The following is a 22318-nucleotide window of genomic DNA, read 5'->3' as shown; positions in this document are numbered from 1 at the left end:
GGGCTCGAAGCACCAAGCGGAGACGACGTGAGCGGGTGACCACCCCCGATTTTCACGCACGGCACGGGCGTCAGAAAGACACGGATGGCTGTCTCAGCTCCGCTGAAACAGCGGTGGGCGCCAGCCGCGAGAAACGGGCTGTGCGCTGTCGTTGTCTCAGCGGAGCTGAGACAACGGTGGGAGCCGGCTGGGGTTTGGGGGTAAGGCGAGAGCATGACGAGTCATGTGATGCGCGGCAGGCACGGGTCGATGTCGCCGTGGTGGGCGCTGGCCGGGTTCGGGGCGGCGGTGGCGGTGGCCGCCCTGCTCGGCGGGCTGGGGGTGGCGGGCACCGCGGACGAGTACCGGAGTCTCGAGCAACCGGACTGGGCGCCGCCCTCCTCGGTCTTCGGGCCGGTCTGGACGGTGCTCTACGCGATGATCGCGGTAAGTGGCTGGCTGGTCTGGCGGCGCACCGGGTGGTCTCCGGCGCTCAACTGGTACGCGGCCCAGCTCGTCCTGAACGCGATCTGGACGCCGATCTTCTTCGGGTTCGGGCAATACGGGCTCGCGCTGATCGACATCGTGGTTCTCTGGATGCTGATCGGTGTCACGGTGTGGAAGTTCCGGCCGATCTCCCGGGTCGCGGCCGGACTACTGCTGCCGTACTGGGCATGGGTCACCTTCGCCACCGCTCTCAATGCGTCGATCTGGCTGGCCAACCGATAAATCTGAGGTTTTTTCACAGAACGTCCCACCCGTCACGCCAGTAACGGGCAGGGTGGCTCTTGGTCGCCGGTGCATCCCGAAATGACCCCTTCATGCCGGTGGCCGGGGGAGCTCTCATGCGCCGCAACCGGCTTACCGCCCGTCTCTTCGCCGCTCTGGCCGCCGCCACCCCGGCAGTGGCCGTCGCGATCGCCGGGGCGGGCGTCGCCGTCCACACGTCCGTCACCCCGGCCGGGACGGCGCGGACGCAGCCGGTCCTGCAGACGTTCGGACTGACCGAGCGGCCCGGCATGCGGCTGGCCGCCACCGGGCGGGTGGCCCGGCCGCGGACCGCGGAACTGGCCAAGCGGGCCACCGAGCCGTTCAGCCTGGTCGGCGTCACCTGGACCGATCCGCGAACCGCGCCGCGGGGTGCCATCGAGGTACGGACCCGGCAGCGCGGCACCGGAACATGGTCATCCTGGCAGCTCCTCGAGACCGACAACCCGGACGCCTCGTCCGGCGGTCCCGGCGTACGTGGCTCCAGCGACCCGCTGTGGGTCGGCCCGTCCGACGGGGTCCAGGCCCGGATCATGACCCTCGGCGGTGAACTGCCGGACGGGCTCCGGGTCGACCTGATCAATCCGGACACACCGGACTCCGGGCATGCCTTCCGGACGGTTGCGGGGCCTCGGCAGGAGCAGGTGAGCGACCCGGACGTACCGGAGGCCGGGCCCGCCCTGCGGACGGTCGCGGCACAAGGGCGGCTGCAGAGGAGCGACCCCGCCGCGCCGGTCGTGCTGCCGGTACGGCCGGTGCCGAGGCTGACGACCCGGTCCGGATGGGGTGCCGACGAGTCGATCGTGAAGGAGCCGCCCGAGTACACCGGGGCCGTCCACGTCGTCTTCGTGCACCACACCGCCAGCGGCAACGACTACGCCTGCGACGAATCGGCGAGCATCGTGCGCGGGATCGAACGGTTCCACGTCCGGAGCAAGGGCTGGAACGACATCGGCTACAACTTCCTGGTCGACCGGTGCGGGCGGATCTTCGAGGGCCGCGCCGGCGGGGTGCACCGGTCCGTCCTCGGCGCGCACACCCTCGGCTTCAACGCCAACGCCAGTGCCGTCGCGGTGATCGGCGACCACCGGTCCGCCGCGATCCCGGCCGAGGCCCGGGCCTCGGTGGCGCAGCTTGCCGCGTACAAGCTGGGAGCCTGGAACAATCCGCCGCTCGGCAAGGCCGGACTGGTCTCCGGCGGCAGCGACCGATACCCGGCCGGGCAGACCGCCGTGCTCCACCGGATCTCCGGGCACCGCGACACCGGCCGTACCGAATGCCCCGGCAACGCGCTCTACAGCCAGCTGTCCGCCATCCGCAGAACTGCCGGGTCGGCACCGGCCGGGCTGCGTTACCGCGGGGTGAACGGCGCCACCGAGTACGACGGGAAGTACTACACGCGCGGCCCGGCCGGACCGGCGTGGGACCTCACCACCCCGACCCGGATGATGGACCGCTTCGAGGTACGGGTCGACGGGCGGCTGTCGGCGGCGGCACCGAGAGGGCACCGGCAGGTCGCGGTACGGCTCGAACCCGGCACCCACCGGGTCAGCGTGCGGGCCGTGCACCTGTCCGGGAAGACCGCTGAGACCGCCACCGAGGTCATCGTCGACCCGAACGCACCGGACTTCAGCCAGACCCCGTCGGTGTCGCTGGCGGCCGGCACGGTCGGCACGACCGCCCCGGTCCGTCTCGGCTGGACGGCCTCGGACACGTCCGGTGTGAAGGCGGTACGGGTGCGTGGCGCCGACACCGCCGACCTGTCCGGCAGCGCCCGGTCGCTCGCCGCCACGGCACGGCTCGGTGACCCGGCCACCTGGGCGGTCACGGCCATCGACCGTGCCGGCAACTCGGCGAGCGACTCGGTCACCCGTACGCCCGTGTTGCTGACCGAGGCCGAGGCCACCCGGACCGGAACCTGGCGGTCGGCGCGGGACCAGAAATACCTCGGCGGCGAAGCCGTCGTGTCCTCGTCCGCCGGAGCCTCGCTCAGCTGGACCTTCACCGGGAGTTCGGCCGCGCTGGTGGCCGCCCGGACGTCCGGATCCGGCCGGGTCCGGATCTACGTCGACGGCCAGTTCCATGGCATCGTCGACCTGCGGTCGGCGAGCGCGAAGCACCGGCAGGCGGTGTGGACGCGGGCGTGGCGCAACAGCGGCAGCCACACCGTCCGGGTGCAGGCCGAAGGCACCACCGGCCGGCCCTCGGTGGCGATCGACGGGCTCGTGCACCTCAGGTGAATGTCAGGACCACCTTGCCGCGGGCATGCCGGGACTCGACCGCGGCCAGCGCCTCGGCGGCCGCCTCGAACGGAAACGTCAGCACCGGCATCACCACCCTGCCCTCGGCGGCAAGTGTGATCACCCCGGCCAGCCGCTCCGGCGACCGGCCCGCACGGACCACCCGGGCACCCAGCTCGGCGGCTGCCTTGTCGTCCACGATCGTGCCGACCCGGTCCGGTTCGACTCCCAGGGCGATCGACTGGGCGATCGCCTCCCCTCCGGCGGCGTCGAGGGCCACCGTCGGTTGCAGCCCGGTGGCCCGGACCGCGTCGATCAGGTGCTCGCCGTACGCCACGGGCGTGGCGCCCATCGCCCGCAACCGGTCGTGGTTGCCGGGACTGGCCGTACCTATCACCGTGGCGCCGGCGAGCCGGGCCAGCTGGGTGGCGACCGTGCCGACGCTGCCCGCCCCGGCGTGCACCAGCAGCACGTCGTCCTTGGTCACGGCCAGTTCGAGCAGCGCGCCGGACGCCGTCTGGGAAGCCGCCACGAGGCCCGCGGCGGTCGCGAAGTCGAGGCTGTCCGGTTTGGCGACCACGGTGGCGGCCGGAACGGTCAGCAGTTCGGCGGCGCCGTTGAGCATGGTCGAGCCGAGGACGGCGTCACCGGGCCGTACGTTGTCCACGCCGGGGCCGGTCCGCTCGACCACACCGGCGTACTCCTGACCGATCTGCTGCGGGAAGTTCGCCCGTACCCACGGCATCTGCCCCTGCCGGACCGCCACGTCGAACGGCTGGAGTCCGGCCGCCCGTACCCGGACCAGCACCTCGCCCTCACCCGGCGACGGATCGGGCAGTTCGGTGACACGCAGAACTCCGGGCGGACCGTAACGGTCGAACACGACTGCTCTCATGAGCGCAGACTGCAAGCTCAAGCAAGGTTGATGTCAAGCGTTCCGCACGCATTCTGCACGCGGCCCGGCGCACGCTCGGTGGCATGACAAACGCGATCGATGCCCTCAGCGAACGGATTTTCGGTGCCCTCGTCGGCGCCGCCGAACTGTGCACCGTCGAACTCGGCCGGGAACTCGGCCTCTACACCGTTCTGCGGGACGGCCCGCAGACTCCCGGCACGCTCGCCAAAGCTGCTGGAATCGACGAACGCTACGCCCGCGAGTGGCTGGAACAGCAGGCCGCGGCCGGGTTCCTGGTCGTGGCCGACGGCTCGTTCGGTCTCGCCGACGGTGTCGCCGAGGTGCTGCTCGACGAGGACGGCCCGGCCTACGCGGGTGCGGCGGGCGCGTTCGCGCTCGGCGTCGCCCTGCTCACGCCACGGGTCATCGAGGCGTTCCGGACCGGGGCCGGGGTGCCCTACTCGGACTACGGCCACGTGCGGCACGGCATCGCCGGGTTCAACCGGCCGATGTTCACGTACCTGCTGACCGGGGAGTGGCTACCCGCCGTCCCGGAGATCGACGCCCGGCTGCGGGCCCAGCCCGGAGCGAGCGTTCTCGACCTCGGCTGCGGCATGGGCTACTCCTCGGTGGCGATGGCCCGCGCCTATCCGTCGATCACCGTACGCGGCGTCGACCTCGACGAGCACTCGATCGCCGAGGCCCGCCGGATCGCCGCCGAGGCCGGTGTCGCCGACCGGGTGAGCTTCATGACCGGCGACGCGGCCGAGACCGGCGGCTCCTACGACCTGATCACGGTCTTCGAGGCCCTGCACGACATGGGGGACCCGGTCGGGGTGCTGCGCAACGCCCGCGGCCTGCTCACAGCCGGCGGCAGTGTCCTGATCGCCGACGAGCGGGTGTCCGACGAGTTCACCGCCCCGGCCGGCGAGGTGGAACGGCTGCAGTATGCGTTCAGCGTCCTGCACTGCCTGCCCGCCACCCGCGCCGAGGACCCGGTCGTCGCCAACGGCACCGTGCTGCGGGCGCCCACCCTGCTCGCCTGGGCTCGGGAGGCCGGGTACGCCGAATCCGAGGTGCTCGGCGTCGAGAACGACTTCTGGCGCTTCTACCGGCTGCGCTGACATCTGTCCGGTCCCCGATTCTCGGTTGCGGCCGCCCCGGGGGCCGGCCCTAACGTCTCTCCCGTGCGGGTGCGGGTGCTGGGGCCGTTCGAGGTCGACGGCGGTGCGGGGCCGGTCGTCCTGGCCGGGGCGGCGCAGCGCACCGTGCTGGCCGCGCTCGCCCTGCGGGCCGGGCAGCCGGTCGGGGTGAACGAGCTGGTCGACACCCTGTGGCCGGACGATCCGCCGCCGTCGGCCCGCAACAGCCTGCAGTCCCACGTGACCCGGCTGCGGGCCGCCCTCGGGGTGTTCGGCCTGATCACCCTCGAACCGGCCGGTTACCGGCTCAACCTCGACCGCTCCCGGGTCGACGCCCTGCTCTTCGAGGACCTGGCGGCCACCCGGGCCGGCGAGGCGGTGGCGCTCTGGCGCGGCACGCCGTTGCCGGAGTTCCCGGGGGAGCCGTTCCGGGGTGCCGCGGCCCGGCTCGGCATGCTCCACCGGGCGGCGCTGGTTCGGCATGCCGCCTTCCTGCCACCCGCTGAGGCCGCTGCCGCACTGCGGGCGTTCGCCGACGCGGACCCGTGCTGGGAGGAGGGCACCCTCGCGCTGGCCCGTGCGCTGGCGGCGGCCGGATGGCGGGGCGACGCACTCGAGGCGCTGCGCCGGCATGGCGACGCGGTCGCCGACCGTCTGGGGCTGGGCCCCTCCGATCTCGTACGCCGTACGCAGCTCGCCCTCCTGCGAGGCGACACTCCCGTGCCGCTCCGCCAGCCGGCGGCGGCGTCGTCGTCGTCCGATTCGTCGTTCGCGACGCCACCCGCGGAAAGTGGCGCGGCCCGGCGCGGAGGCGTGGGGTCCGTACCGCTCAGGTTCTCGTCCTTCGTCGGTCGTGACAGTGAGCAGCGCGAACTCGCCGCTCTCCTGGCCGGGCCGGGTCTCGTCAGCGTCGTCGGACCGGGTGGCGTCGGCAAGACCCGCCTGGTTGCCGAGACCGTGCGGGCCGCCGCAGGGGTCGCCTGGGTCGATGCCGCCGCGGTGCGCGAGGAGGACCTGTTCGAGGCGGTGGCTGTGGGGGTCGGCGCCCGGCTCACGCCGAACGACGATCCGCTCACCGTGATCGCCGCGGCTGCCGCCACGCACCGGGTCGTGGTGCTCGACAACTGCGAGCACGTGCTCGGCGCGGCGGCCCGGGTGGCCGGGGCCCTGAGCGGCACCCATCGCCCCCGGATCGGCTCCGCGCCGACCGCGACCAGCCTCGTGGTGACCAGCCAGGAAAGCCTGCGCGTCGACGGTGAGCGGGTGCTGCGGCTCGGCCCGCTGGACGCCGGGGCGGGCCGCCGGCTGTTCCGGGAGCGGGCCCGGGTCGAGGATTCGCCGCTGGTCGGCGACATCGTCGAACGTCTCGACCTGCTGCCGCTCGCGATCGAGCTGGCGGCCACCCAGGCGGCGGTCCTCGGCGTCGGCGAGCTGCACGCCCGCCTCGACGACCGGCTGGACCTGCTCGACCGGGGCAGCCGCGGCGGCGACGCCCGGCACCGGACCCTGCGTGCCGTGGTGGCGTGGTCGTTCGGGCTGCTCGACGGGCCGTCGGCACTGCTGCTGCACAGACTGGCGGTCTTCGCCGGGGCGTTCACGGTGGCCGTGGCCGAGGCGGTCGCCGCCGACGAGCAGTTGCCGCGGGCCCGGATCGCTGCCCTGCTGGCGGGCCTGGTGGACCGGTCACTGGTGTCCCGGCACGGGCCCGGGCGTTTCCGGTTGCTGGAGACCGTCCGGGCGTACGCCTCGGAGAACATCGGCGACGATCACGGGCGTACCGCGGACCCGGGGAACGCCGGCGACGACCGGGCGCGCACCGAGGTGCGGCACGCGTCGGTGATGGCCGCCGCGGCCGGGGACCTGGACCGCCGGATGCGTGGCCCGGAGCAGGCCGCCGCGGTCCGCGAGATCGACGCACTCCTGCCGGACCTGCGGCTGGCCGCCGCCATGTACCGCTACGGCTACCGCTGCCAGCAGTACGAGGTGCTCGCCTGGGGCCGTGCCGCCATGGACGGCCCGCCCCTCCCGGACGCGTTCGCCGCCGCGGCCACCCACGCCTGGGGCCGCGGCGACCTGGCCGAGGCCCGTGACCTGGCGGGGCGCGCCGACCCGCCGGGCGCCGCGGCGCACGAGGTGCTTGGTGACGTGGCTCTCGTCGCCTGTGAGGCGGAGACGGCCCTGGCGCACTACCGGGCGATGGACGGCGAACCGGTCCACCGGGTGTCCGGCCTGGTCGGTGAGGCACTGGTGCTGGCCTGGTCGGGGCGGGTGGCGGAGGCGACGGCACGGGCCGGCGAGGCGGTGGCGCTTGCCGACGCGACAGGTAATCCGAGCGCCCGGGCCGAGGCGCGGTACGGCCTGGGCGAGGCCCTCGGTGACACCGACCCGCAGCGGGCACTCGCCCTGTTCGACGAGGCCGTGGCGCTGGCCGTGCCGGTGGACGACCGCCTGTTCCGGGCGGCGGCCGGCACCGCGGCGGTGGCAGTGCGCAGCCGGCACGGCGACCCCGTTCCGGCGCTCGCCGAGTTCCGGGAGGTGCTGCGTCTGTGGCGGCTGGCCGGCAACGACACCCTGCACGCGGCGGCCCTGCGCAATCTGATCGTGCTGCTGGTCCGGATCGGTGCCGACGAGACGGCGGTGCTGCTCGACGGGGCACTGCCACCGGCCGAGGTCTATCCGGCCGAGGCGGCCCGGTTGCGGCGCGCCCGGGCGGCGGCCGCCGAGCGGCTCGGCCCGGACCGGGTGGCGGCGCTGCGGCGGCGCGGGGAGCTGCTGGGACCGTCCGGGGTGACCGCCGAGGTGGCGCGAGCCATCGACGCGGCGCTCGCCCGCGGGAGTGGTTGACAGACCGCTCGCCGCCCGGCTCGATACGGTAAGCGGGTGTCTCAGATCCCGTGGTGGGGACTGCCCCTGGTGGCGGTCGTGTTCGCACTGGCCGGTGCCGCGGCGGCGCACCTGGTCGTCGCCCGCAACAACCACCTGCTCGACCGTGGCCGGCGGGACCGGCGGTGGTATGAGGAACGTAAGGACGCCTACTGCCGTCTGCTGGCCGCGTTCGAGCACGCGACGCACCGTTTGCGGACGAGTTTCGACGCGGGGGAGAAGCCTCCGGCCCCGATCGTGTACGTGGACCAGGTCGGCCCAGCGCTGATGCCGGTCCGCCTGCTGGCGTCCGGCCCGGTGCGCAGCGCGGCGCTGGCTGTGCACATGCAGCTGGAGCGCCTGCACGGGGAGATGAACCCGGCCGGGGTGGTCGGGGTGCAGCCGCAGACCCATTTCCGTGAGTTGCTGGCGCAGGTGCCGCTGGTGGTGCAGCAGCTGGAGGCGGCGATCCGCGACGAGCTGGGCATCGTGGACACCCCGCCCAAGCCACCGGTCCCCGTCAACGGCCGGGCCCGGCCGCGCCGTGCCCCGGTGTCAGCGGGCGAGCCCGAGCACCACACCGAGGAGCACCAGGACTAACGCTGCTGCGAGGAACGCCCACAACAGGTGACGGTTGTCGTCGTCCTCGGCGGGCGGTTCCTCCGGTTCCGGTTCAGGAAGGTCCGCGGTGACCTGCGCCAGATCGCCGTGCGTCCGGCAGGCCAGGGCCCGGTCGACGCGTTCGGTGTATTCGTCCAGGGTCAGCCTACCTGCGGCCGCGTGCTTCTCAAGCATTGCGACGACACGGTACCGTTCTGCGTCGGAGGCCCTCGTGGTCGGTTCGTTCACGGCGACAGGGTAAGCCTCCGCGACCGTTCCCCCACACCCTCGGGAGTCAAAGATGGCCAGCTCTGCCGGGAACAGCCTCCTCGTGATCGAGCGGTTACTGCGTGACCGTGACGGAATCTGGCGGCAGATAATCGAGGAACGCGACCTCAAACAACTCACCGGGCAGATGCTGATCAGCTCGGCGCTGAGCCTCGCCCTCTACGGTGCGGTGCTGGGCTTCTCCAACAGCGCCCTGCAGGCCGCGGCGTCCTTCGTGAAACTGCCGCTGCTGTTCCTGGCCACGCTGGCGATCTGCCTGCCGACGCTCTACCTGTTCAACCTGGTCTTCGGAGCAAAACTGTCGGTGCTCCAGGCGCTCACACTGATCATGGTGACCATCACCGTGACCGCGGTGCTGACCCTGGCATTCGCCCCGATCAGTCTGTTCTTCCTGATCACCGCGCAGAGCTACGCGTTCTTCAAGTTGCTGAACGTGGCGATCCTGATGCTGACCGCCCTGGTCGGGCTTCGCTTCCTGACCGCCGGCATGCGCGCGATCAACGACCACCAGGAGAAGACCGCTCTCGCCGCCGCCCCGGCCCCGGCCCCTGCCCCGGCGGTGGCACCGGCCCCCGCTCCGGTTCCGGCCCAGGCCGCACCGGTGAACGGGGACGGCGCCGTCGCGGTGGCCGCTCCTCCGGTCGCGCCGGCCTGGCCGGTCGCGCACCCGCATCAGCGCGAGGTCCCGGCCGCCCGGCCCGAGGGCTCGGCAAGCATGACGCTGCTCTACATCTGGATCCTGCTGTTCGGCTTCGTCGGCACCCAGCTGGCGTGGACCCTGCGGCCGTTCTTCGGCAGCCCCGGCAAGGACTTCCAGCTGTTCCGCAGCATCGGTGGCACGTTCTACGCCGACGTCTTCGAGACGATCGGCCGCCTGGTCGGCTGACAACTTTCTGCAAACGTTTGCATCGGGCAGGATCGAGGCCGTGACCGATCAGAACGCACCCCTCGATCCTGTCTCCGCAGCCATCGCCGACTGCGGGCTCGTCGCCGTCCTCCGAGCCCCCACCGCCGACGGTTTCGCCGCGGTCGCCGACGTCCTCGTCGCCGCCGGTGTCACCGCTCTCGAGGTCACCCTCACCTCGGGGGGCGCGCTGGACTCGATCGCCGGCCTGCGCCGCAGGCTGCCCGACACCGTGGCGGTCGGCGCCGGCACCATCCTGACCGAGGACGACGCGAAGGCGGCCGTCGACGCCGGCGCCACCTTCCTGGTTGCGCCGGTCGGTGGCCTCGGCCCGCAGCCGGTGCCGTTCTATCCCGGAGCGTTCACCCCCACCGAGGTTCACGCGGCGCAGCGGTCCGGCGCGCCGATCGTCAAACTGTTCCCGGCCGGCGGCCTCGGCCCCGGTTATCTCAAGGACCTCCGCGGCCCGCTGCCCGGCGTGCGGGTCATGCCGACCGGCGGCATCGGCCTGGACAGCATCGCCGAGTGGCTCGCCGCGGGTGCGGTCGCGGTCGGCCTCGGCGGGCCGCTGATCGGCGACGCCGCGACCGGTGGCAGCCTGACCGCTCTGGCCGCCCGTGCCCGCCAGGCGGTAGACGCCGTCACCCTCGCACGATCATGAGCGGCCTCTTCACCTTCGGCGAGTCGATGGGCATCTTCGTCGCCGACGGCATCGGCCCGCTGGAGCACGCCCGCGGCTTCACCCTCGGCGTGGCCGGTGCCGAGAGCAACGTGGCGATCGGAGTCGCCCGGCTCGGAGGCGACGCGACCTGGCTGGGTCGTCTCGGCCCGGACGCGACGGGTGCGATCATCGCGGCCCGGTTGCGGGCCTCGGGCGTACGGGTCCTGGCCGTCCCCGACGACGCCCACACCGGCCTGATGATCCGCTACCAGCGGTCCAGCGAGTTCATCCAGGCCGACTACCACCGCGCCGGTAGTGCCGGCTCGCGCCTGGTGCCCGCCGACGTGCCCCGCGCGGAGATCGCCGCGGCCGGGATCGTGCACGTCACCGGCATCACCCCGGCCCTGAGCGACACGTGCCGGGCCGCGGTCTTCCACGCCGTCGAGGAGGCCCGCGCGGCCGGCGTCCCGGTGTCGGTGGACGTCAACTACCGCGGCAAGCTGTGGTCCCGGTTCGACGCGGCCCCGGTGCTGCGCGACCTGGTCAGCCGTGCCGACGTGGTGTTCGCGGGCCCGGAGGAGGCGGCGCTGTTCGTGGACGGCGACCCGGTGGACGGGCTGGCGAAGCTGGGTCCGGCCGAGGTCGTGGTGAAGGACGGTGCCCGTGGTTGCGCCGCCCTGATCGGCGGCGAGCGGTTCGAGGTGCCGGCCCTGCGGGTCCGGGCCGTCGACACGGTCGGTGCCGGGGACGCCTTCGTGGCCGGCTATCTCGCCGACCGGCTCGCCGGGGCCGATGCCGGGCAGCGGCTGCGGACGGCGATCGCCGCGGGCGCGTTCGCGGTCACCGTCCCGGGCGACTGCGAGGGCCTGCCCACCCGCTCTGAGCTGGGCGCACTCGGCGGCGGCGACATCGTCCGCTGAAAACCTGGTTAGGGCGCGGAGCGAACGGGTACCGATTCGACAACGGCGAATTCATCGATTTGAGGAGGCCGTTATGCAACCGACACCGTTCACTCCGTGGACCTGGCGGGAGCCGTCGGCACTGGGCAACGACCCGGTGACCGTGGAGGCCGCCGACGAGTCCGGTACGTCCGGCGTGGACCTGGTCGGCTACAAGGTCGAGGCGACCGATGGTCACATCGGCGCGGTCGACAAGGCCAGCCACGACGTCGGCAGTGCTTTCCTGGTGGTCGACACCGGACCGTGGATCTTCGGACGGAAGGTTCTCCTCCCGGCCGGCACGGTGCAGACGTTCGACCACAACGAGCGCAAGGTGTACGTCGACCGTACGAAGGAGCAGATCAAGAACTCTCCCGAGTACGACAAGGACACCTTCGAGACGGCGGAGTACCGGGAGCAGGTCGGCGACTACTACACCGGTAGTTACCGCGACTTCCCCCGCTGATCGTCACCTGAACCCGCCGCCCCGCCCGTCACCCCCACGGGCGGGGCGGCGTATGTCCGTATGCCGTCCAGATGGTCCGACAGCCGGGCCGCGCCGGTGAGCATGGCCCGCCCGCGGGCGGTGAGCCGGGCCCGCCACTGCTCGATCGATGCGGCAAGCGGTCCGGGCCCACCGGCGGCGCGGACCTGCTCGATCACGGCCGAGATGTGATCGAGCAGGTATCCGCCGCGGCGTAGCAGGTGCGCCAGTTCGGCGTCGCGGACGTCGTCGGAGGAGTAGACCCGGGCGCCCTTCGACCGGGCCGGCGCGAGGATCCCGGCCCGCTCCCATTTGCGCAGCGTCGCCGGGGTGATGCCGAGCCGGTGGGCGAGTGCGCCGACGGAGAGCGGCCGATCCGACGCCGGCCCGGCCGGTGCCTCGGTCAGGGCCGCCGCGACGCTGGTCACCGTGTCCCGGTCACGGCGCAGCTGCACGTGTGCGGCATCGATCACGGCCAGGGCGGCGTCGAGGTCGTCCCGGAGCACCGCTCGCATGATCTCCCCGGCCGCGGCGTGGCCGTACCCCGGGATCAGTGCGAGATAGGCCGCCAGCGCTCTCGCGTGCTCGTCGGTGTAGATCCGGTAGCCGCTCGCCGTGCGCCCGGCCGGCGGGATCACTCCGGCCTGCTCGTAGTTGCGGATCGCCTGCGCGGACAGCCCGTGCACCCGCGCCAGATCCACCGGCCGGTGAACTCCGTTTTGAGACTTCAGAGCGACTTCTCCAGGTCGAATCGGCAAAAGCTTCAACCGCTGGTTCAACGATACGGTTGAGGTCATGGCTTTCGACACCGAGCTGCAGTCCCTGATCTCCGAGCGCCGGCCGCACCTGCTCGCGCTGGGCGAGCCGTACCACGGCGAACCGGCGTTCCCCCGCCTCCGCAACCGGATTCTCGAGACGCTCGCCGGGCACGGATTCCGCGCCGTCGCGATCGAGTCGGACCGCGCCGCCGGGCTCACGGTCGACGACTACGTGCGGCACCGCAGCGACGACCTCGACCTGACCACCGGCATCAGTCACGGCTGGGGCGAGCACCCGGCCACCCGCGAACTGGTCGACTGGCTGCGCGCCCACAACGCGGACCTGCCACCGCACGAGCGCATCGCCTTCCACGGCTTCGACGCTCCCACCGAGATCGAGGCCGCCCCCGGCCCCGGGAAATACCTTCGTGAACTGTGCTCTTACGTAGGCGTACAGAATCCGGATCTTGATCTTCTGATCGGTGACGACGCCGCCTGGAGCGCGCCGGAGATCATGTATGACGCGACGCGATCGCCCGGCCGGTCACCGGAGGCTGCCGCGCTTCGCGGCTTTGCCGAGGATCTCAGAACGATGTTGTACGGCCACGCGCCCCGCCTCGTCGCCGAGACCTCCACGGCTGCCTGGTATCGGGCGAAGGTGCTCGCCACCACCGTCATCGGCCTGCTCGGTTACCACGCGGCGCTCGCCGCACCCGGCAGCCAGTCGGAGCGGATCGGCCGCCTGCTCGCCACCCGTGACTCGATCATGGCGCAGAACCTGCTCGACATCCTGGCCACCGAGCGGGACCGCGGCCCGGTCCTGGTCGCCGCCCACAACACCCACCTGCAGCGCGGCCCGAGCCGGTGGGAGACCCACTGGGAGGGCGTCGACTACGCCGCCGAGTGGGCCGGCGCCGGATCGATCGTGTCCGTGCTGCTCGGCGACCGCTACGTGTTCGTCGCCGGCAGCCTCGGCGCCAGCGCGCCCGCCGGACTCGACCGGCCGGAACCCGGCACCTATGAGGAACGGCTCGGCCCCGACACCGCGCTCCTGCCGCCACCCGCCGGCGACGGCCTGCGGGAACGGGCGACCGACCTGCTCGGCCACTTCCCGCTGACCGCCGGGATCGTCGGGACGAGCGACGCGATCCTGCACATCGGACACGGTCCCGGTGCCGCCGACGCCGCCCGGATCAGCGGCATGCCGGGCGTGACGGAGACCCGGATCGAGGCGGGCTCCGAGATGCCGCCGTACACCTGGGGTGATCGTTTCTTCTTCGCCGGCGAGGACCGGATGCGCCCCTTTGCCACGATCGTCGGCCACGACGTACCCGACTTCGACGAGCGCTCCCAGCTCTCCGGCGCGGGACGTTACCGGCTCAACATCGAGGTGGGACGCGACGGGTTCCGCGAACTGTTCGGCTATGGCCCGGAGGAGTTCGCGGAACACCGCGACAAGATCGACTTCGCGGAGCCGGACACGCTGATCCCGCACCCCGCCTATGCGGTGCAGGGCTGGGTGAGCGTCGTCAACCCCGGCCCGGCCACCGCCGACGACGTCGCCCGCCTGCTCGACAAGGCCCGCACCCGGTCCGCCGCACGGGAACGCCGCCGCACCGGAGCCTGACCGGATCGTTCCGGGGCCGGGCCTGATGGTGCCTTCTGGCCCGGCCTGCGGAACGGTTGGATTGCAGGTATGACAAACGCGCTCGTCGTGATCGACGTCCAGGAGTCCTTCCGTGCCCGCCCGCTTTGGGCCACCACCGACAACCCCGATGTGGCCAAGAAGGTCGGGCAGCTCGTCGACGCCGCCCGCGCCGCCGGCGACCAGGTGATCTGGGTGCTCCACGCCGAACCCGGCACCGGCAACACCTTCGACCCGGCGAGCGGCCACGTCCGGGTGATGGACGAGCTGTCCCCGGCCCCCGGCGAACCGCTGCTGACCAAGACCGTCCACAACGCGTTCACCACCACCAACCTGCAGCACCTGCTCACCACGGCGGGAGTCCGCACGATCACGGTGTGCGGCCTGCGTACCGAACAGTGCGTCGAGACCACCGCCCGTGTCGCCTCCGACCTCGGCTACCAGGTCACCTTCGCGATCGACGCCACCGCCACCAACCCGATCCCGCACCCGGACGCCCCCGCCGGCCAGACCGTCGAGGAACTGCTCGCCGACCCGCGTACCCTCTCCGCCGCCGACGTGGCGGCCCGCACCGTCTACGCCCTCTCCGGCCGTTTCGCCACGGTCCGGACCGTCGCCGAGATCGTGGGCTGACGACCGCCACGTCGCGGCGCCTGCCGACCGCCACGGCGTCTCCGACCGTCGCGACGCGGCGTCTGCCGACCGCCGCGTCGCGGTGCCTGCCGGGCGGCCGTATCGTTGCGTCCGTCCGCCGGAAGGGGTGACCGGATCGTGAGCCGGGTGCTGTTCGTGCTGACCCCGCAGGTGCACCTGCTCGATCTCGCCGGTCCCGCCCAGGTGTTCTCCACCGCGCCGGGCTACGAACTCGTCTACGTGGCCGAGGCCTCACCGGTGCCCACCTGGCAGGGCGTGCCGCTCTGCGCCTCGCTGGACTGGCCCGAGCTCACCGCCGACGACCTGCTCCTGGTGCCGGGCTGGCGCAACGGTTACGGCTTCTTCACCGCCGCCACGCTTGATCGGATCGCCGCACACCATCGGGCGGGCGGCACGGTCGCGAGCGTCTGCGCCGGAGCCGACGCCCTCGGCCGTGCCGGACTGCTCGACGGGCGCCGCTGCACCACCCACCACGATCTGCAGGACGGGTTGGCCCGCCGGTTCCCGAAAGCGACCGTCGCCCGTGACGTGCTCTACGTCTGCGACGACCGGGTGGTCACCTCGGCCGGCATCGCCAGCGGTATCGACCTGGCCCTGCACCTGGTCGCCCAGCGGCAGGGGCCGGCGGCCGCCGCCCGGGTGGCCCGCGAGATGGTCGTCTACGCCCGCCGCAACGGCGACGAACAGCAGCACAGCGCCATGCTGCGGCACCGTGCACATCTCAGCGACGTGGTGCACCGGGTGCAGGACCGGATCGACGCCGAATTCGCCGGCGTGCTGCCACTTGCCGACCTGGCCGCCGGTGCCGGTGTCAGTGAACGCACCCTGACCCGCCTGTTCACCGCCGCGACCGGCCGTACGCCGCTCCGCTATCAGCAGGTTCTGCGGGTGGAGCGCGCCGAGTACCTGATCGGCCACGGCTCGACGCTCGAGGCCGCGGCCCGGGCCGTCGGCTTCACCGATGCCCGGATGCTCCGCCGTCTCCGCTCCCGCTGACCGAAGCCGCGAACCCCGGCCAGAACGCGGCGCTGTTTCCGGGTGGCTGTTGCAGCGCTGGGTTCTGGCCGGGGTTCGGCGGCCAGGATGCAGCGCTGTTTCCGGGTGGCTGTTACAGCGCTGGGTTCTGGCCGGGTGTGGTGCGCCGTCGCGGGTGCACGAGACGGCGGCCACGCCCGGCCGGCATACGTACGAGAAAGGCCGGACCCGTCTGGCACCGGGCCCGGCCGTTTCTCTGGTGGTTCGCGCTCACACCGGGGGAAAGCGTCGGGGGAACGCACGGTGGAGCAGCAAACCGATTATTTGTAGGTCACGTTGGAGCTGGTGAATTTGCAGCTGGTTCCGTCGCCGCCGGTGCTCGCTTTGTAGGTGGCGAGTTTGGTGGGTTCGGCGCCGGTCTTGTTGCCCTTGTAGGTGACGCAGATGGAGATCTTCTTGCTGCTGTCACCGGCGATGGTGATGCCGGAGAACGTGGCGGTGTCGCCGAAGTTCGCGTTGATGCCGACGAGGCTCGAGCCGGGGGCGGTGACGGCGACGTTCTTCAGGACGACGGCCCGCTTGTGCTGGGTGGAGCAGTTGCCGCAGGAGCGGTAGAGCTTGCCGAAGTCGCTGACCGCGAAGTTGCTGACGGTCAGGGTGCCTCCGCCGTTGTGCTGGAACACCTTGTCGTCGGCCCCCTTGGCGGCGCCGCCGGTGACGGTGTACTTGGCGCTCGATCCGCCCTTGAAGGTGGCCGCGTCCTCGCCGACGTTCTCCCACCACACGTTGGAAATGGTGCAGGAGCCCAGGCAGTGGACGCCGTCGGCGGCGGGGGAGCCGATGATGACGTTCTTCAGGGTGGCGCCGTCGGCGAGGACGAAGAGCGGGTCCTGGCCCTCCTCCTGGCCGGAGCCGCCGAGGGCACCGCTGCCGACGTAACGTTTCAACCCGCCGTCGAGGGTGCCGGAGACGGACTTGCTGGCGGTGAGCTTCACGGAGCCGGTGGCGGTCGGCCATGTCGCGGCGGAGGCGCCCTGTGTGTGGACGACCGCTCCGAGTCCGAGTCCGAGGGCGGCGAGCGCCACGACACCGGCGCGCCACCGTTTCCGCAGATTGTTGAACACGTGAAGCCTTTCCGGGGATCAATGGGGGAACGGGGCCAATGCTGGCCCCGTTCGATAATCCCTGTCAACTCACTTAATCAGTAAATTAACCGGCCAATGGAATTGCACAGAGAAATGCATTCCACTGATTAAGTGTGTACGCCGCGCGAAAAGGTTGCCTGTAATTTTGTGCTACCGGGTGGTCACGGAACGTCGATATCGGTGTCGTCGGCGACATCGCCCACCGGCACCACCCGGACGGCGTTGGCCCGCAGGTAGTCGCGGGCACCCCGATCACCGGTGGCGCCCGCCGCCACCCCGGCCCAGTGGTCCCTCCCGAGCAGCACCGGATGCCCGCGCCGGTCGCCATAACCACCCGTCACGAGTGCCCCGGGACCGGTGTGGGCGAGGATCCGGCGGACCGCCTCGGCGCTGACCCCCGGCATGTCGACGAGCAGGACCAGCGCGGCGGTCGCGGCGGTCGGCTCGAGAGCGGCCAGCCCGGCGCGCAGCGACGAGCCCATCCCGGTCGCCCAGTCCGGGTTGAACACGGTCGCCGGGAGGTCCGGGGCGGCGGCCCGGACCTCCTCGGCCGCCGCCCCGAGCACCACCGTGACGTGCGCGCACCCGGCCTCGCGCAACGTGTCCGCGGCACGTTGCACCAGCAGTCGCCCCTGGTACGGGACCAGCGCCTTCGGCATGCCGTAACGCCGTCCCGCCCCGGCCGCCAGCACCAGCCCCGCCGCCGTCATCGCGGCAGTACCAGGCCCCGGACCGCGGCCAGCGGCAGCGCCGTCCGCGGGTGGTACGCGGTGTGCCACAGACCGCCGTGCGCGGCGGCGACGGCCTCGTCGGCCCAGGCAGCGGGGGACGCCGCCCGCGGTTTACGGATCTGGTGCACGAGCAGCAGTGCCATCAGTTTGCTGGCGGTCGCCGGTTCGAAGATCTCCACGTCGAACAGGTGCGCACCGGCGTAGGCGGCGGCGAGCAGGCGGTTGTTGAGCACCGACCGGGTACGGGTCGGCGGCGCCACCGCGAAACTGACCACCCCGTCGCGCCGGGTGAGCGTGGCCCGCCACCGGTGCACCCGCTTGGCCAGGGCGTAGTTGGGTCCCTGCTGCGGTACGAGACTGTCGTTGAGCCCCGGCACCTCGTCGCACGGGTAGTTGGGGCGCATCAGCCGGCCCGCCGAGACGGCGGCGGTCATCCTCGCCCGGGCGCTGCGGGCGGCGTACCGCTCCCGGGCGTGATGGACGGCGGCGGCCGGGGCGGCGTAGACGTCGGTCGGGGTGGCGAGGAAGGCGAGTGCCGTGTCGTGCCGGTGGTGCCGCAGGTGGGTGCCGAGCGCGTCGACGGCCGCGGCGAGCAGCGGGTAGTCCCCGCCGGGGGCGTACACGTAGTTGCCGAGAATCAGCCGGCCCTCGAAACCGAGCACCCACTGGGCGGCCGCGCTGAGGTCGCTGAGCAGGTCGGCGCCGGGCACGTCACCACTGATCGGGGCGAGCAGCCGCCCCGCACTGCCGGCCGCGATGGATTCGACGCGCTGCCACACGCGTTCGCGGGGCAGGTCGAGTGCCAGGACGGTGCCGCCCCAGCCGAGGACCGCGCCGACCGGGCCCATCTCGGTGCCGGCTCCGGCCGCGACCAGCGTCTGGTCGCTCAGGTCGAGCCAGTCCGGCGAATCGGCGACCTCGCGAACCGCCTCGGCGCACGACTCCTCGACGACGCCGGCGGCGACCCAGGCGTCCAGGCGGCGTTGCAGGGCGTCACCGCGCAGCAGTTCCCCCCGGTACGGCAGGACGACCTCGGTCTCCGGCCGCTCCGGCCCCTTCACCTCGATCGTGTCGAAGGACCGTCCGGGCGCCGCCATCAGCGCCTGGGCCAGGGTGAACTCGCCGTCGTCGCGCCGGTACCGGACGCGGGCCTGCACCGACGCCAGCCCGGCTTCGGCGATCTCGTAGCCGGCTGTGCCGTCGGCGGCCAGTCCGGTCTCCACCAGGGCCCGGAAGTGGCGCAGATAGCCGCGCCGCCAGTCCGTCTCACGCTCGGCGGCTGCCGCGGCGGACGGGTCGACGTGACGGAGCGCGTCGGCGACGACGGCCCGCCCGAAAGCGGTGCTGGAACGCCGGCCGGTCTCGTCGGCGGGGAAGTCAATCAGGGGGACGGAATGATCCACCGCGCCAGTATGGGCTTCTCCTACCAAGGGAGGAGAAGCCCTCCTTCGACCGGCCGTGAATGCGGCCGCCGGGCGGGCGATCCGGGGCCGCACGAGCGGGAACGTGTCCTCATGACCACCATCGATTCGCTTACCGCGGGCAGCCTGCCCGTTCTGCGCACGCCGGTCCGCTGGAACCGGCCGCTGCTCTGGCTGACCGCCGCCGCGGCGGTGCTGGCCGTCATCTCGGCCGCCGGTGTCTTCCTCGACGACCGGATACTCACGGGCGTACCGATCTGGCTCAAGCCTTTCAAGTTCGCCGTCTCTTTCGTCTTCTACGCCTGGACGCTGGCCTGGATGCTGGCGATCCTGCCGCGCCGCAGCCGTCCCGCCGAATGGTCCGGCATCATCATCGTCGGCGTGGCGGTCGCCGAGCTGGCCATCATCGTGGCGCAGGTACTGCGCGGCCGGACCAGCCACTACAACATGGAGACCCCGCTCGACGCGCTGCTCTGGTCGGTCATGGGCACATCGATCATGGTGCTGTTCCTCGCCCAGGTGGTGATCGGTGTCGTGACGCTGCGGCAGCGGATCCCGGACCGGCCGGCGGCGTTCGCGATCCGGCTGGGGCTGGGTGTCTCGTTGCTCGGCATGGCGCTCGCGTTCCTGATGACCTCGCAGGTCACCGACACCGGGATGATCGGGGCGCACTCGGTCGGCGTGCCGGACGGCGGGCCGGGCATGCCGGTCACCGGGTGGAGCACCACCGGCGGCGATCTGCGGATCAGCCACTTCGTCGGGCTGCACGCGCTGCAGGCCATCCCGCTCCTCGCGTTCGCTCTCGGCCGGTGGACCCGGCTGGCGGATCGGGTACGGGCACGTCTTGTGCTGATCGGCGGGAGCGCGTACGCCGTACTCGTGCTTCTTCTGACTTGGCAGGCGCTGCGTGCGCAACCGCTGCTGGAACCGGACGCGATCACCCTCGCCGCGTTCGCAGCGCTCGCGACGGTGACCGCCGCCGCGAGTGTCGCCGCGGTGTGGAGCCGGTCATGACCGGGATCCTCTTCGACCTGACGTTCCTGCTGGCCGTGCCGTTCTGGGCGCTGATGATCGTGCTGCCGAAGTGGTCCTGGACCGAGCGGATCATGAAGAGTCCGCTGATCGTCCTGCCGATCGTGGCGATCTACGCGGCGCTGATCGTGCCGGACTTCGGCGGCGTGTGGTCGGCGGTGTCGAACCCGACCCTGGACGGGGTGGCCGGACTGCTCGGCTCCCCGGCCGGCGCGGCGGCCGGATGGGCGCACATGATCGCCTTCGACCTGTTCGTCGGCCGATGGTCCTACCTGGACAGCCGGGAGCGTGGTGTGCCGGTGCTGGTGATGGCGCCGATCCTGCTGCTCACGATCATGCTGGGGCCCCTCGGGCTGGCCGCCTACCTGGCAGTGCGTCCCCGCTGGCGCGAGCGCCTAGGCTGACCGCCATGAGCTGGGCGGGTCGTCTGTTCGACGCACGGAAGACGCTTCCGCGGATGATGCTGCTGATCGCCAGCGGAGTCGGGTACCTGCTCGTCATCTGCGGGACGCAGCAGCCGCCGACCGGGCCGCAGTGGGTGCTCGCCGGTCTCGCGTTCGGGTCCGGCCTGCTGCTGCACCGGCGTCAGCCGATCAACCTGCTGGTGCAGACCGTGCTGTTCGCCATCAGCCTGATCGTTCTCGACGACCCGACGATCAGTCAGGTGGGCACCGCCTGGGCGCTCGGTGAGCTGGCGTTCTGGGCGCCGCGGCAGGCCTGGGTCGGAGCCGGGACCGGCCTGGTCGCCGCCGTCTACCTGGCGTTCGGGCTGCCCGGCTCGGACGTGAGTCTCACCGAACAGCTCGTCGGCCTGGCCACCAGCCTGGGCCTGCCGGTCCTGATCGGCACGGTCGGTCGCACCACCCACGAACTCGGTCTGCAGGCGGCCCGCCGGGCCGAGTCGGAGCAGCGCGCCGCGCGTGCCGACGAACGGGCGGCCATCGCCCGTGAACTGCACGACGTGGTCGCCCACCACATCGCCTCGGTGGTGCTGCGGGTCGGCGTGGCCCGGCACGTGCTGCCCGGCCTCGACCCGAAGGTGACCGACGTCTTCGACGACGTCCATCGGACCGGGACGGAGGCGTTGACGGATCTGCGGCGGCTGGTCGCGGTGCTCCGGGACCCCGATGGCGTACGGGGTGACGCGTCCCTCACCGCGATCGAGCCCTCGGCCCTGCCCGCCGCGCTGGCCGGCGCCGTGGAGAAGGCCCGCCTGGCCGGGGTGATCGTGGAGGCGGAGATCGACCCGGCGGTCGGAGGCCTGGACGCCGTCCGTGGCCTGGCGGTGCTCCGCCTCACCCAGGAGGCGCTGACGAACGTGGCAAAACACGCCGGCCCCGCCGCCACGGCCTCGCTGACGGTTGCCATGACCGGTTCCGATCTCACCTGGGGCGTGACGGACGATGGTGGGCACCCGCTGAGCGGCCCCCGGGACGTCCCGGTCGGCGGCGGGCACGGACTGACCGGCATGCGGGAGCGGGTCGAGGTGCTGGGCGGGGTTCTCACCGCCGGGCCGGACGGGAAGGGATGGCGTGTGAGCACCGTGCTGCCGGGATGATCCGGGTCCTGCTCGTGGACGATCAGCAGCTGATCCGGGCCGGGTTGCGGATGCTCTGCGACGCCGAACCGGGCATGGAGGTCGTCGGCGAGGCCGGGGACGGGCGGGCCGCGATCGAGTCGGCCGCCCGCCTGCTGCCCGACGTGATCGTGATGGACCTGCGGATGCCGGGGGTCGACGGGATCACCGCGACCAGCCGGATCGTGGCGGCCCGCCCGTCGGCCCGGGTCCTGGTGCTGACCACGTTCGGCGACGACGACCACCTCTATCCGGCGTTGCAGGCCGGCGCCTGCGGTTTCCTGCTCAAGGACGCGCCGCCGGAGGAGCTGCTCGGCGGCATCCGGCAGGCCTCGTCCGGGGAGAGCCCGTTCAGCCAGGAGGTGCTGCGTCGGCTGGTCCGCCGCGCGGTCGACGCACGCCCGGAACGGCGCGGACCGGTCGACGGCCTGACCGGCCGCGAGCAGGAGGTGCTGGGCCTGGTCGGGGAGGGGCTGAGCAACAACGAGATCGCCGAGCGGATGCACATCGGGGTGACGACGGTGAAGAGCCACATCGCCGCGCTGATGACCAAGACCGGGAGTCCGAACCGGGTCCGTCTGGCCCTGCTGGCCCACCGTCTCTAACCCTCAACCGGGGTG

At 72.3% G+C, this 22318-nt stretch carries 22 protein-coding genes; 16 read left to right on the top strand and 6 right to left on the bottom strand.

The annotated features are described in order from the left end of the window. The first annotated feature begins 213 nt into the window (after positions 1-213). Together AB0G04_RS36795 and AB0G04_RS36790 are read left to right on the top strand one after the other, a co-directional pair. A complete protein-coding gene (locus AB0G04_RS36795; protein ID WP_360992797.1) occupies positions 214-708 on the top strand; it encodes a TspO/MBR family protein in 495 nt (164 codons plus the stop codon). A 116-nt stretch (positions 709-824) separates the two neighbouring features. After that, on the top strand, positions 825-2987 hold the full coding sequence (locus tag AB0G04_RS36790) for an N-acetylmuramoyl-L-alanine amidase (RefSeq protein WP_360992794.1): 2163 nt from the start codon (positions 825-827) through the stop codon (positions 2985-2987). On the opposite strand, the gene AB0G04_RS36785 is transcribed toward AB0G04_RS36790, so the two are convergent. Next, a complete protein-coding gene (locus tag AB0G04_RS36785) occupies positions 2980-3882 on the bottom strand; it encodes an NADP-dependent oxidoreductase (protein WP_360992791.1) in 903 nt (300 codons plus the stop codon). The genes AB0G04_RS36790 and AB0G04_RS36785 overlap by 8 nt on opposite strands. A gap of 83 nt (positions 3883-3965) precedes the next feature. Between AB0G04_RS36785 and AB0G04_RS36780 the strand changes: the two genes are divergently transcribed. The 3 genes from AB0G04_RS36780 to AB0G04_RS36770 all read left to right on the top strand — a co-directional run bounded on the left by AB0G04_RS36780 (position 3966) and on the right by AB0G04_RS36770 (position 8486). Beyond that, a complete protein-coding gene (locus tag AB0G04_RS36780; RefSeq protein ID WP_360992788.1) occupies positions 3966-5006 on the top strand; it encodes a class I SAM-dependent methyltransferase in 1041 nt (346 codons plus the stop codon). A 63-nt stretch (positions 5007-5069) separates the two neighbouring features. Further along, a complete protein-coding gene (locus tag AB0G04_RS36775; RefSeq protein WP_360992786.1) occupies positions 5070-7868 on the top strand; it encodes a winged helix-turn-helix domain-containing protein in 2799 nt (932 codons plus the stop codon). 36 nt (positions 7869-7904) lie between these two features. Next, positions 7905-8486, top strand: coding sequence for a hypothetical protein (locus tag AB0G04_RS36770; RefSeq protein ID WP_360992783.1), 582 nt, complete (start codon positions 7905-7907; stop codon positions 8484-8486). Here the strand turns inward: AB0G04_RS36770 and AB0G04_RS36765 are convergent. Continuing rightward, on the bottom strand, positions 8442-8735 hold the full coding sequence (locus AB0G04_RS36765; RefSeq protein ID WP_360992780.1) for a DUF1707 domain-containing protein: 294 nt from the start codon (positions 8733-8735) through the stop codon (positions 8442-8444). The genes AB0G04_RS36770 and AB0G04_RS36765 overlap by 45 nt on opposite strands. A 52-nt stretch (positions 8736-8787) precedes the next feature. On the opposite strand from AB0G04_RS36765, the gene AB0G04_RS36760 reads away from it, so the two are divergent. The 4 genes from AB0G04_RS36760 (at position 8788) to AB0G04_RS36745 (ending at position 11743) form a co-directional block, all read left to right on the top strand. Next, positions 8788-9660 carry a hypothetical protein gene (locus AB0G04_RS36760; protein ID WP_360992777.1) on the top strand — a complete coding sequence of 291 codons (873 nt, stop codon included), beginning with the start codon at positions 8788-8790 and terminating at the stop codon, positions 9658-9660. Positions 9661-9700: 40 nt separating this feature from the next. Next, positions 9701-10339, top strand: coding sequence for a bifunctional 4-hydroxy-2-oxoglutarate aldolase/2-dehydro-3-deoxy-phosphogluconate aldolase (locus AB0G04_RS36755; RefSeq protein ID WP_360992774.1), 639 nt, complete (start codon positions 9701-9703; stop codon positions 10337-10339). Continuing rightward, positions 10336-11259 carry a sugar kinase gene (locus tag AB0G04_RS36750; RefSeq protein WP_360992771.1) on the top strand — a complete coding sequence of 308 codons (924 nt, stop codon included), beginning with the start codon at positions 10336-10338 and terminating at the stop codon, positions 11257-11259. The genes AB0G04_RS36755 and AB0G04_RS36750 overlap by 4 nt, the downstream gene beginning before the upstream one ends. A 73-nt stretch (positions 11260-11332) precedes the next feature. Further along, positions 11333-11743, top strand: coding sequence for a PRC-barrel domain-containing protein (locus AB0G04_RS36745; protein WP_360992768.1), 411 nt, complete (start codon positions 11333-11335; stop codon positions 11741-11743). Here AB0G04_RS36745 and AB0G04_RS36740 read toward each other — a convergent pair. Next, positions 11722-12558 carry a TioE family transcriptional regulator gene (locus AB0G04_RS36740; protein WP_360992765.1) on the bottom strand — a complete coding sequence of 279 codons (837 nt, stop codon included), beginning with the start codon at positions 12556-12558 and terminating at the stop codon, positions 11722-11724. The two genes, AB0G04_RS36745 and AB0G04_RS36740, sit on opposite strands and share 22 nt — an antisense overlap. Here AB0G04_RS36740 and AB0G04_RS36735 point away from each other — a divergent pair. From AB0G04_RS36735 to AB0G04_RS36725, 3 genes are all read left to right on the top strand, one after another. After that, the gene (locus AB0G04_RS36735) at positions 12557-14146 is read left to right on the top strand and encodes a DUF6194 family protein (RefSeq protein ID WP_360992762.1); all 1590 of its coding nucleotides are present in this window, start codon (positions 12557-12559) and stop codon (positions 14144-14146) included. The two genes, AB0G04_RS36740 and AB0G04_RS36735, sit on opposite strands and share 2 nt — an antisense overlap. Before the next feature lie 69 nt (positions 14147-14215). After that, complete coding sequence (locus tag AB0G04_RS36730) at positions 14216-14797, top strand: isochorismatase family protein (RefSeq protein ID WP_360992759.1); 582 nt, start codon at positions 14216-14218, stop codon at positions 14795-14797. Positions 14798-14935: 138 nt separating this feature from the next. Next, positions 14936-15814, top strand: a complete 879-nt coding sequence (locus AB0G04_RS36725) for a DJ-1/PfpI family protein (RefSeq protein ID WP_360992756.1) — start codon at positions 14936-14938, stop codon at positions 15812-15814. A 299-nt stretch (positions 15815-16113) separates the two neighbouring features. Here AB0G04_RS36725 and AB0G04_RS36720 read toward each other — a convergent pair whose 3' ends face one another. The 3 genes from AB0G04_RS36720 to AB0G04_RS36710 all read right to left on the bottom strand — a co-directional run bounded on the left by AB0G04_RS36720 (position 16114) and on the right by AB0G04_RS36710 (position 19072). Then, on the bottom strand, positions 16114-16917 hold the full coding sequence (locus AB0G04_RS36720; protein WP_360992753.1) for a pectate lyase: 804 nt from the start codon (positions 16915-16917) through the stop codon (positions 16114-16116). A gap of 182 nt (positions 16918-17099) precedes the next feature. Beyond that, the gene (locus AB0G04_RS36715) at positions 17100-17648 is read right to left on the bottom strand and encodes a nucleotidyltransferase family protein (protein ID WP_360992750.1); all 549 of its coding nucleotides are present in this window, start codon (positions 17646-17648) and stop codon (positions 17100-17102) included. Further along, on the bottom strand, positions 17645-19072 hold the full coding sequence (locus tag AB0G04_RS36710; RefSeq protein ID WP_360992747.1) for a hypothetical protein: 1428 nt from the start codon (positions 19070-19072) through the stop codon (positions 17645-17647). The genes AB0G04_RS36715 and AB0G04_RS36710 overlap by 4 nt, the downstream gene beginning before the upstream one ends. A 111-nt stretch (positions 19073-19183) precedes the next feature. Here AB0G04_RS36710 and AB0G04_RS36705 point away from each other — a divergent pair, with 111 nt between their 5' ends. From AB0G04_RS36705 to AB0G04_RS36690, 4 genes are read left to right on the top strand one after another with little or no spacing between them, the layout of a single operon-like run. Then, a complete protein-coding gene (locus tag AB0G04_RS36705; protein WP_360992744.1) occupies positions 19184-20104 on the top strand; it encodes a hypothetical protein in 921 nt (306 codons plus the stop codon). Continuing rightward, positions 20101-20526 carry an ABA4-like family protein gene (locus tag AB0G04_RS36700; RefSeq protein ID WP_360992741.1) on the top strand — a complete coding sequence of 142 codons (426 nt, stop codon included), beginning with the start codon at positions 20101-20103 and terminating at the stop codon, positions 20524-20526. Before AB0G04_RS36705 ends, AB0G04_RS36700 begins: the two co-directional genes overlap by 4 nt. Before the next feature lie 5 nt (positions 20527-20531). After that, positions 20532-21680, top strand: a complete 1149-nt coding sequence (locus AB0G04_RS36695; protein WP_360992738.1) for a histidine kinase — start codon at positions 20532-20534, stop codon at positions 21678-21680. After that, on the top strand, positions 21677-22303 hold the full coding sequence (locus tag AB0G04_RS36690; protein ID WP_360992735.1) for a response regulator transcription factor: 627 nt from the start codon (positions 21677-21679) through the stop codon (positions 22301-22303). The genes AB0G04_RS36695 and AB0G04_RS36690 overlap by 4 nt, the downstream gene beginning before the upstream one ends. Positions 22304-22318 lie beyond the last annotated feature (15 nt).

Origin of the sequence: Actinoplanes sp. NPDC023801 (assembly GCF_040639655.1) — a bacterium.
Taxonomy (GTDB): Bacteria; Actinomycetota; Actinomycetes; order Mycobacteriales; family Micromonosporaceae; genus Actinoplanes.
This window is presented reverse-complemented; position numbering and strand designations above follow the sequence as displayed.

Excerpts from the sequence above, each read along its gene's own strand:
- AB0G04_RS36740 (WP_360992765.1), bottom strand. The coding sequence starts at position 12,558 with ATGACCTCAACCGTATCGTTGAACCAGCGGTTGAAGCTTTTGCCGATT.
- AB0G04_RS36780 (WP_360992788.1), top strand. The coding sequence starts at position 3,966 with ATGACAAACGCGATCGATGCCCTCAGCGAACGGATTTTCGGTGCCCTC.
- AB0G04_RS36790 (WP_360992794.1), top strand. The coding sequence starts at position 825 with ATGCGCCGCAACCGGCTTACCGCCCGTCTCTTCGCCGCTCTGGCCGCC.
- AB0G04_RS36760 (WP_360992777.1), top strand. The coding sequence starts at position 8,788 with ATGGCCAGCTCTGCCGGGAACAGCCTCCTCGTGATCGAGCGGTTACTG.
- AB0G04_RS36695 (WP_360992738.1), top strand. The coding sequence starts at position 20,532 with ATGAGCTGGGCGGGTCGTCTGTTCGACGCACGGAAGACGCTTCCGCGG.
- AB0G04_RS36700 (WP_360992741.1), top strand. The coding sequence starts at position 20,101 with ATGACCGGGATCCTCTTCGACCTGACGTTCCTGCTGGCCGTGCCGTTC.
- AB0G04_RS36730 (WP_360992759.1), top strand. The coding sequence starts at position 14,216 with ATGACAAACGCGCTCGTCGTGATCGACGTCCAGGAGTCCTTCCGTGCC.
- AB0G04_RS36735 (WP_360992762.1), top strand. The coding sequence starts at position 12,557 with ATGGCTTTCGACACCGAGCTGCAGTCCCTGATCTCCGAGCGCCGGCCG.
- AB0G04_RS36705 (WP_360992744.1), top strand. The coding sequence starts at position 19,184 with ATGACCACCATCGATTCGCTTACCGCGGGCAGCCTGCCCGTTCTGCGC.
- AB0G04_RS36785 (WP_360992791.1), bottom strand. The coding sequence starts at position 3,882 with ATGAGAGCAGTCGTGTTCGACCGTTACGGTCCGCCCGGAGTTCTGCGT.
- AB0G04_RS36795 (WP_360992797.1), top strand. The coding sequence starts at position 214 with ATGACGAGTCATGTGATGCGCGGCAGGCACGGGTCGATGTCGCCGTGG.
- AB0G04_RS36690 (WP_360992735.1), top strand. The coding sequence starts at position 21,677 with ATGATCCGGGTCCTGCTCGTGGACGATCAGCAGCTGATCCGGGCCGGG.
- AB0G04_RS36745 (WP_360992768.1), top strand. The coding sequence starts at position 11,333 with ATGCAACCGACACCGTTCACTCCGTGGACCTGGCGGGAGCCGTCGGCA.
- AB0G04_RS36750 (WP_360992771.1), top strand. The coding sequence starts at position 10,336 with ATGAGCGGCCTCTTCACCTTCGGCGAGTCGATGGGCATCTTCGTCGCC.
- AB0G04_RS36715 (WP_360992750.1), bottom strand. The coding sequence starts at position 17,648 with ATGACGGCGGCGGGGCTGGTGCTGGCGGCCGGGGCGGGACGGCGTTAC.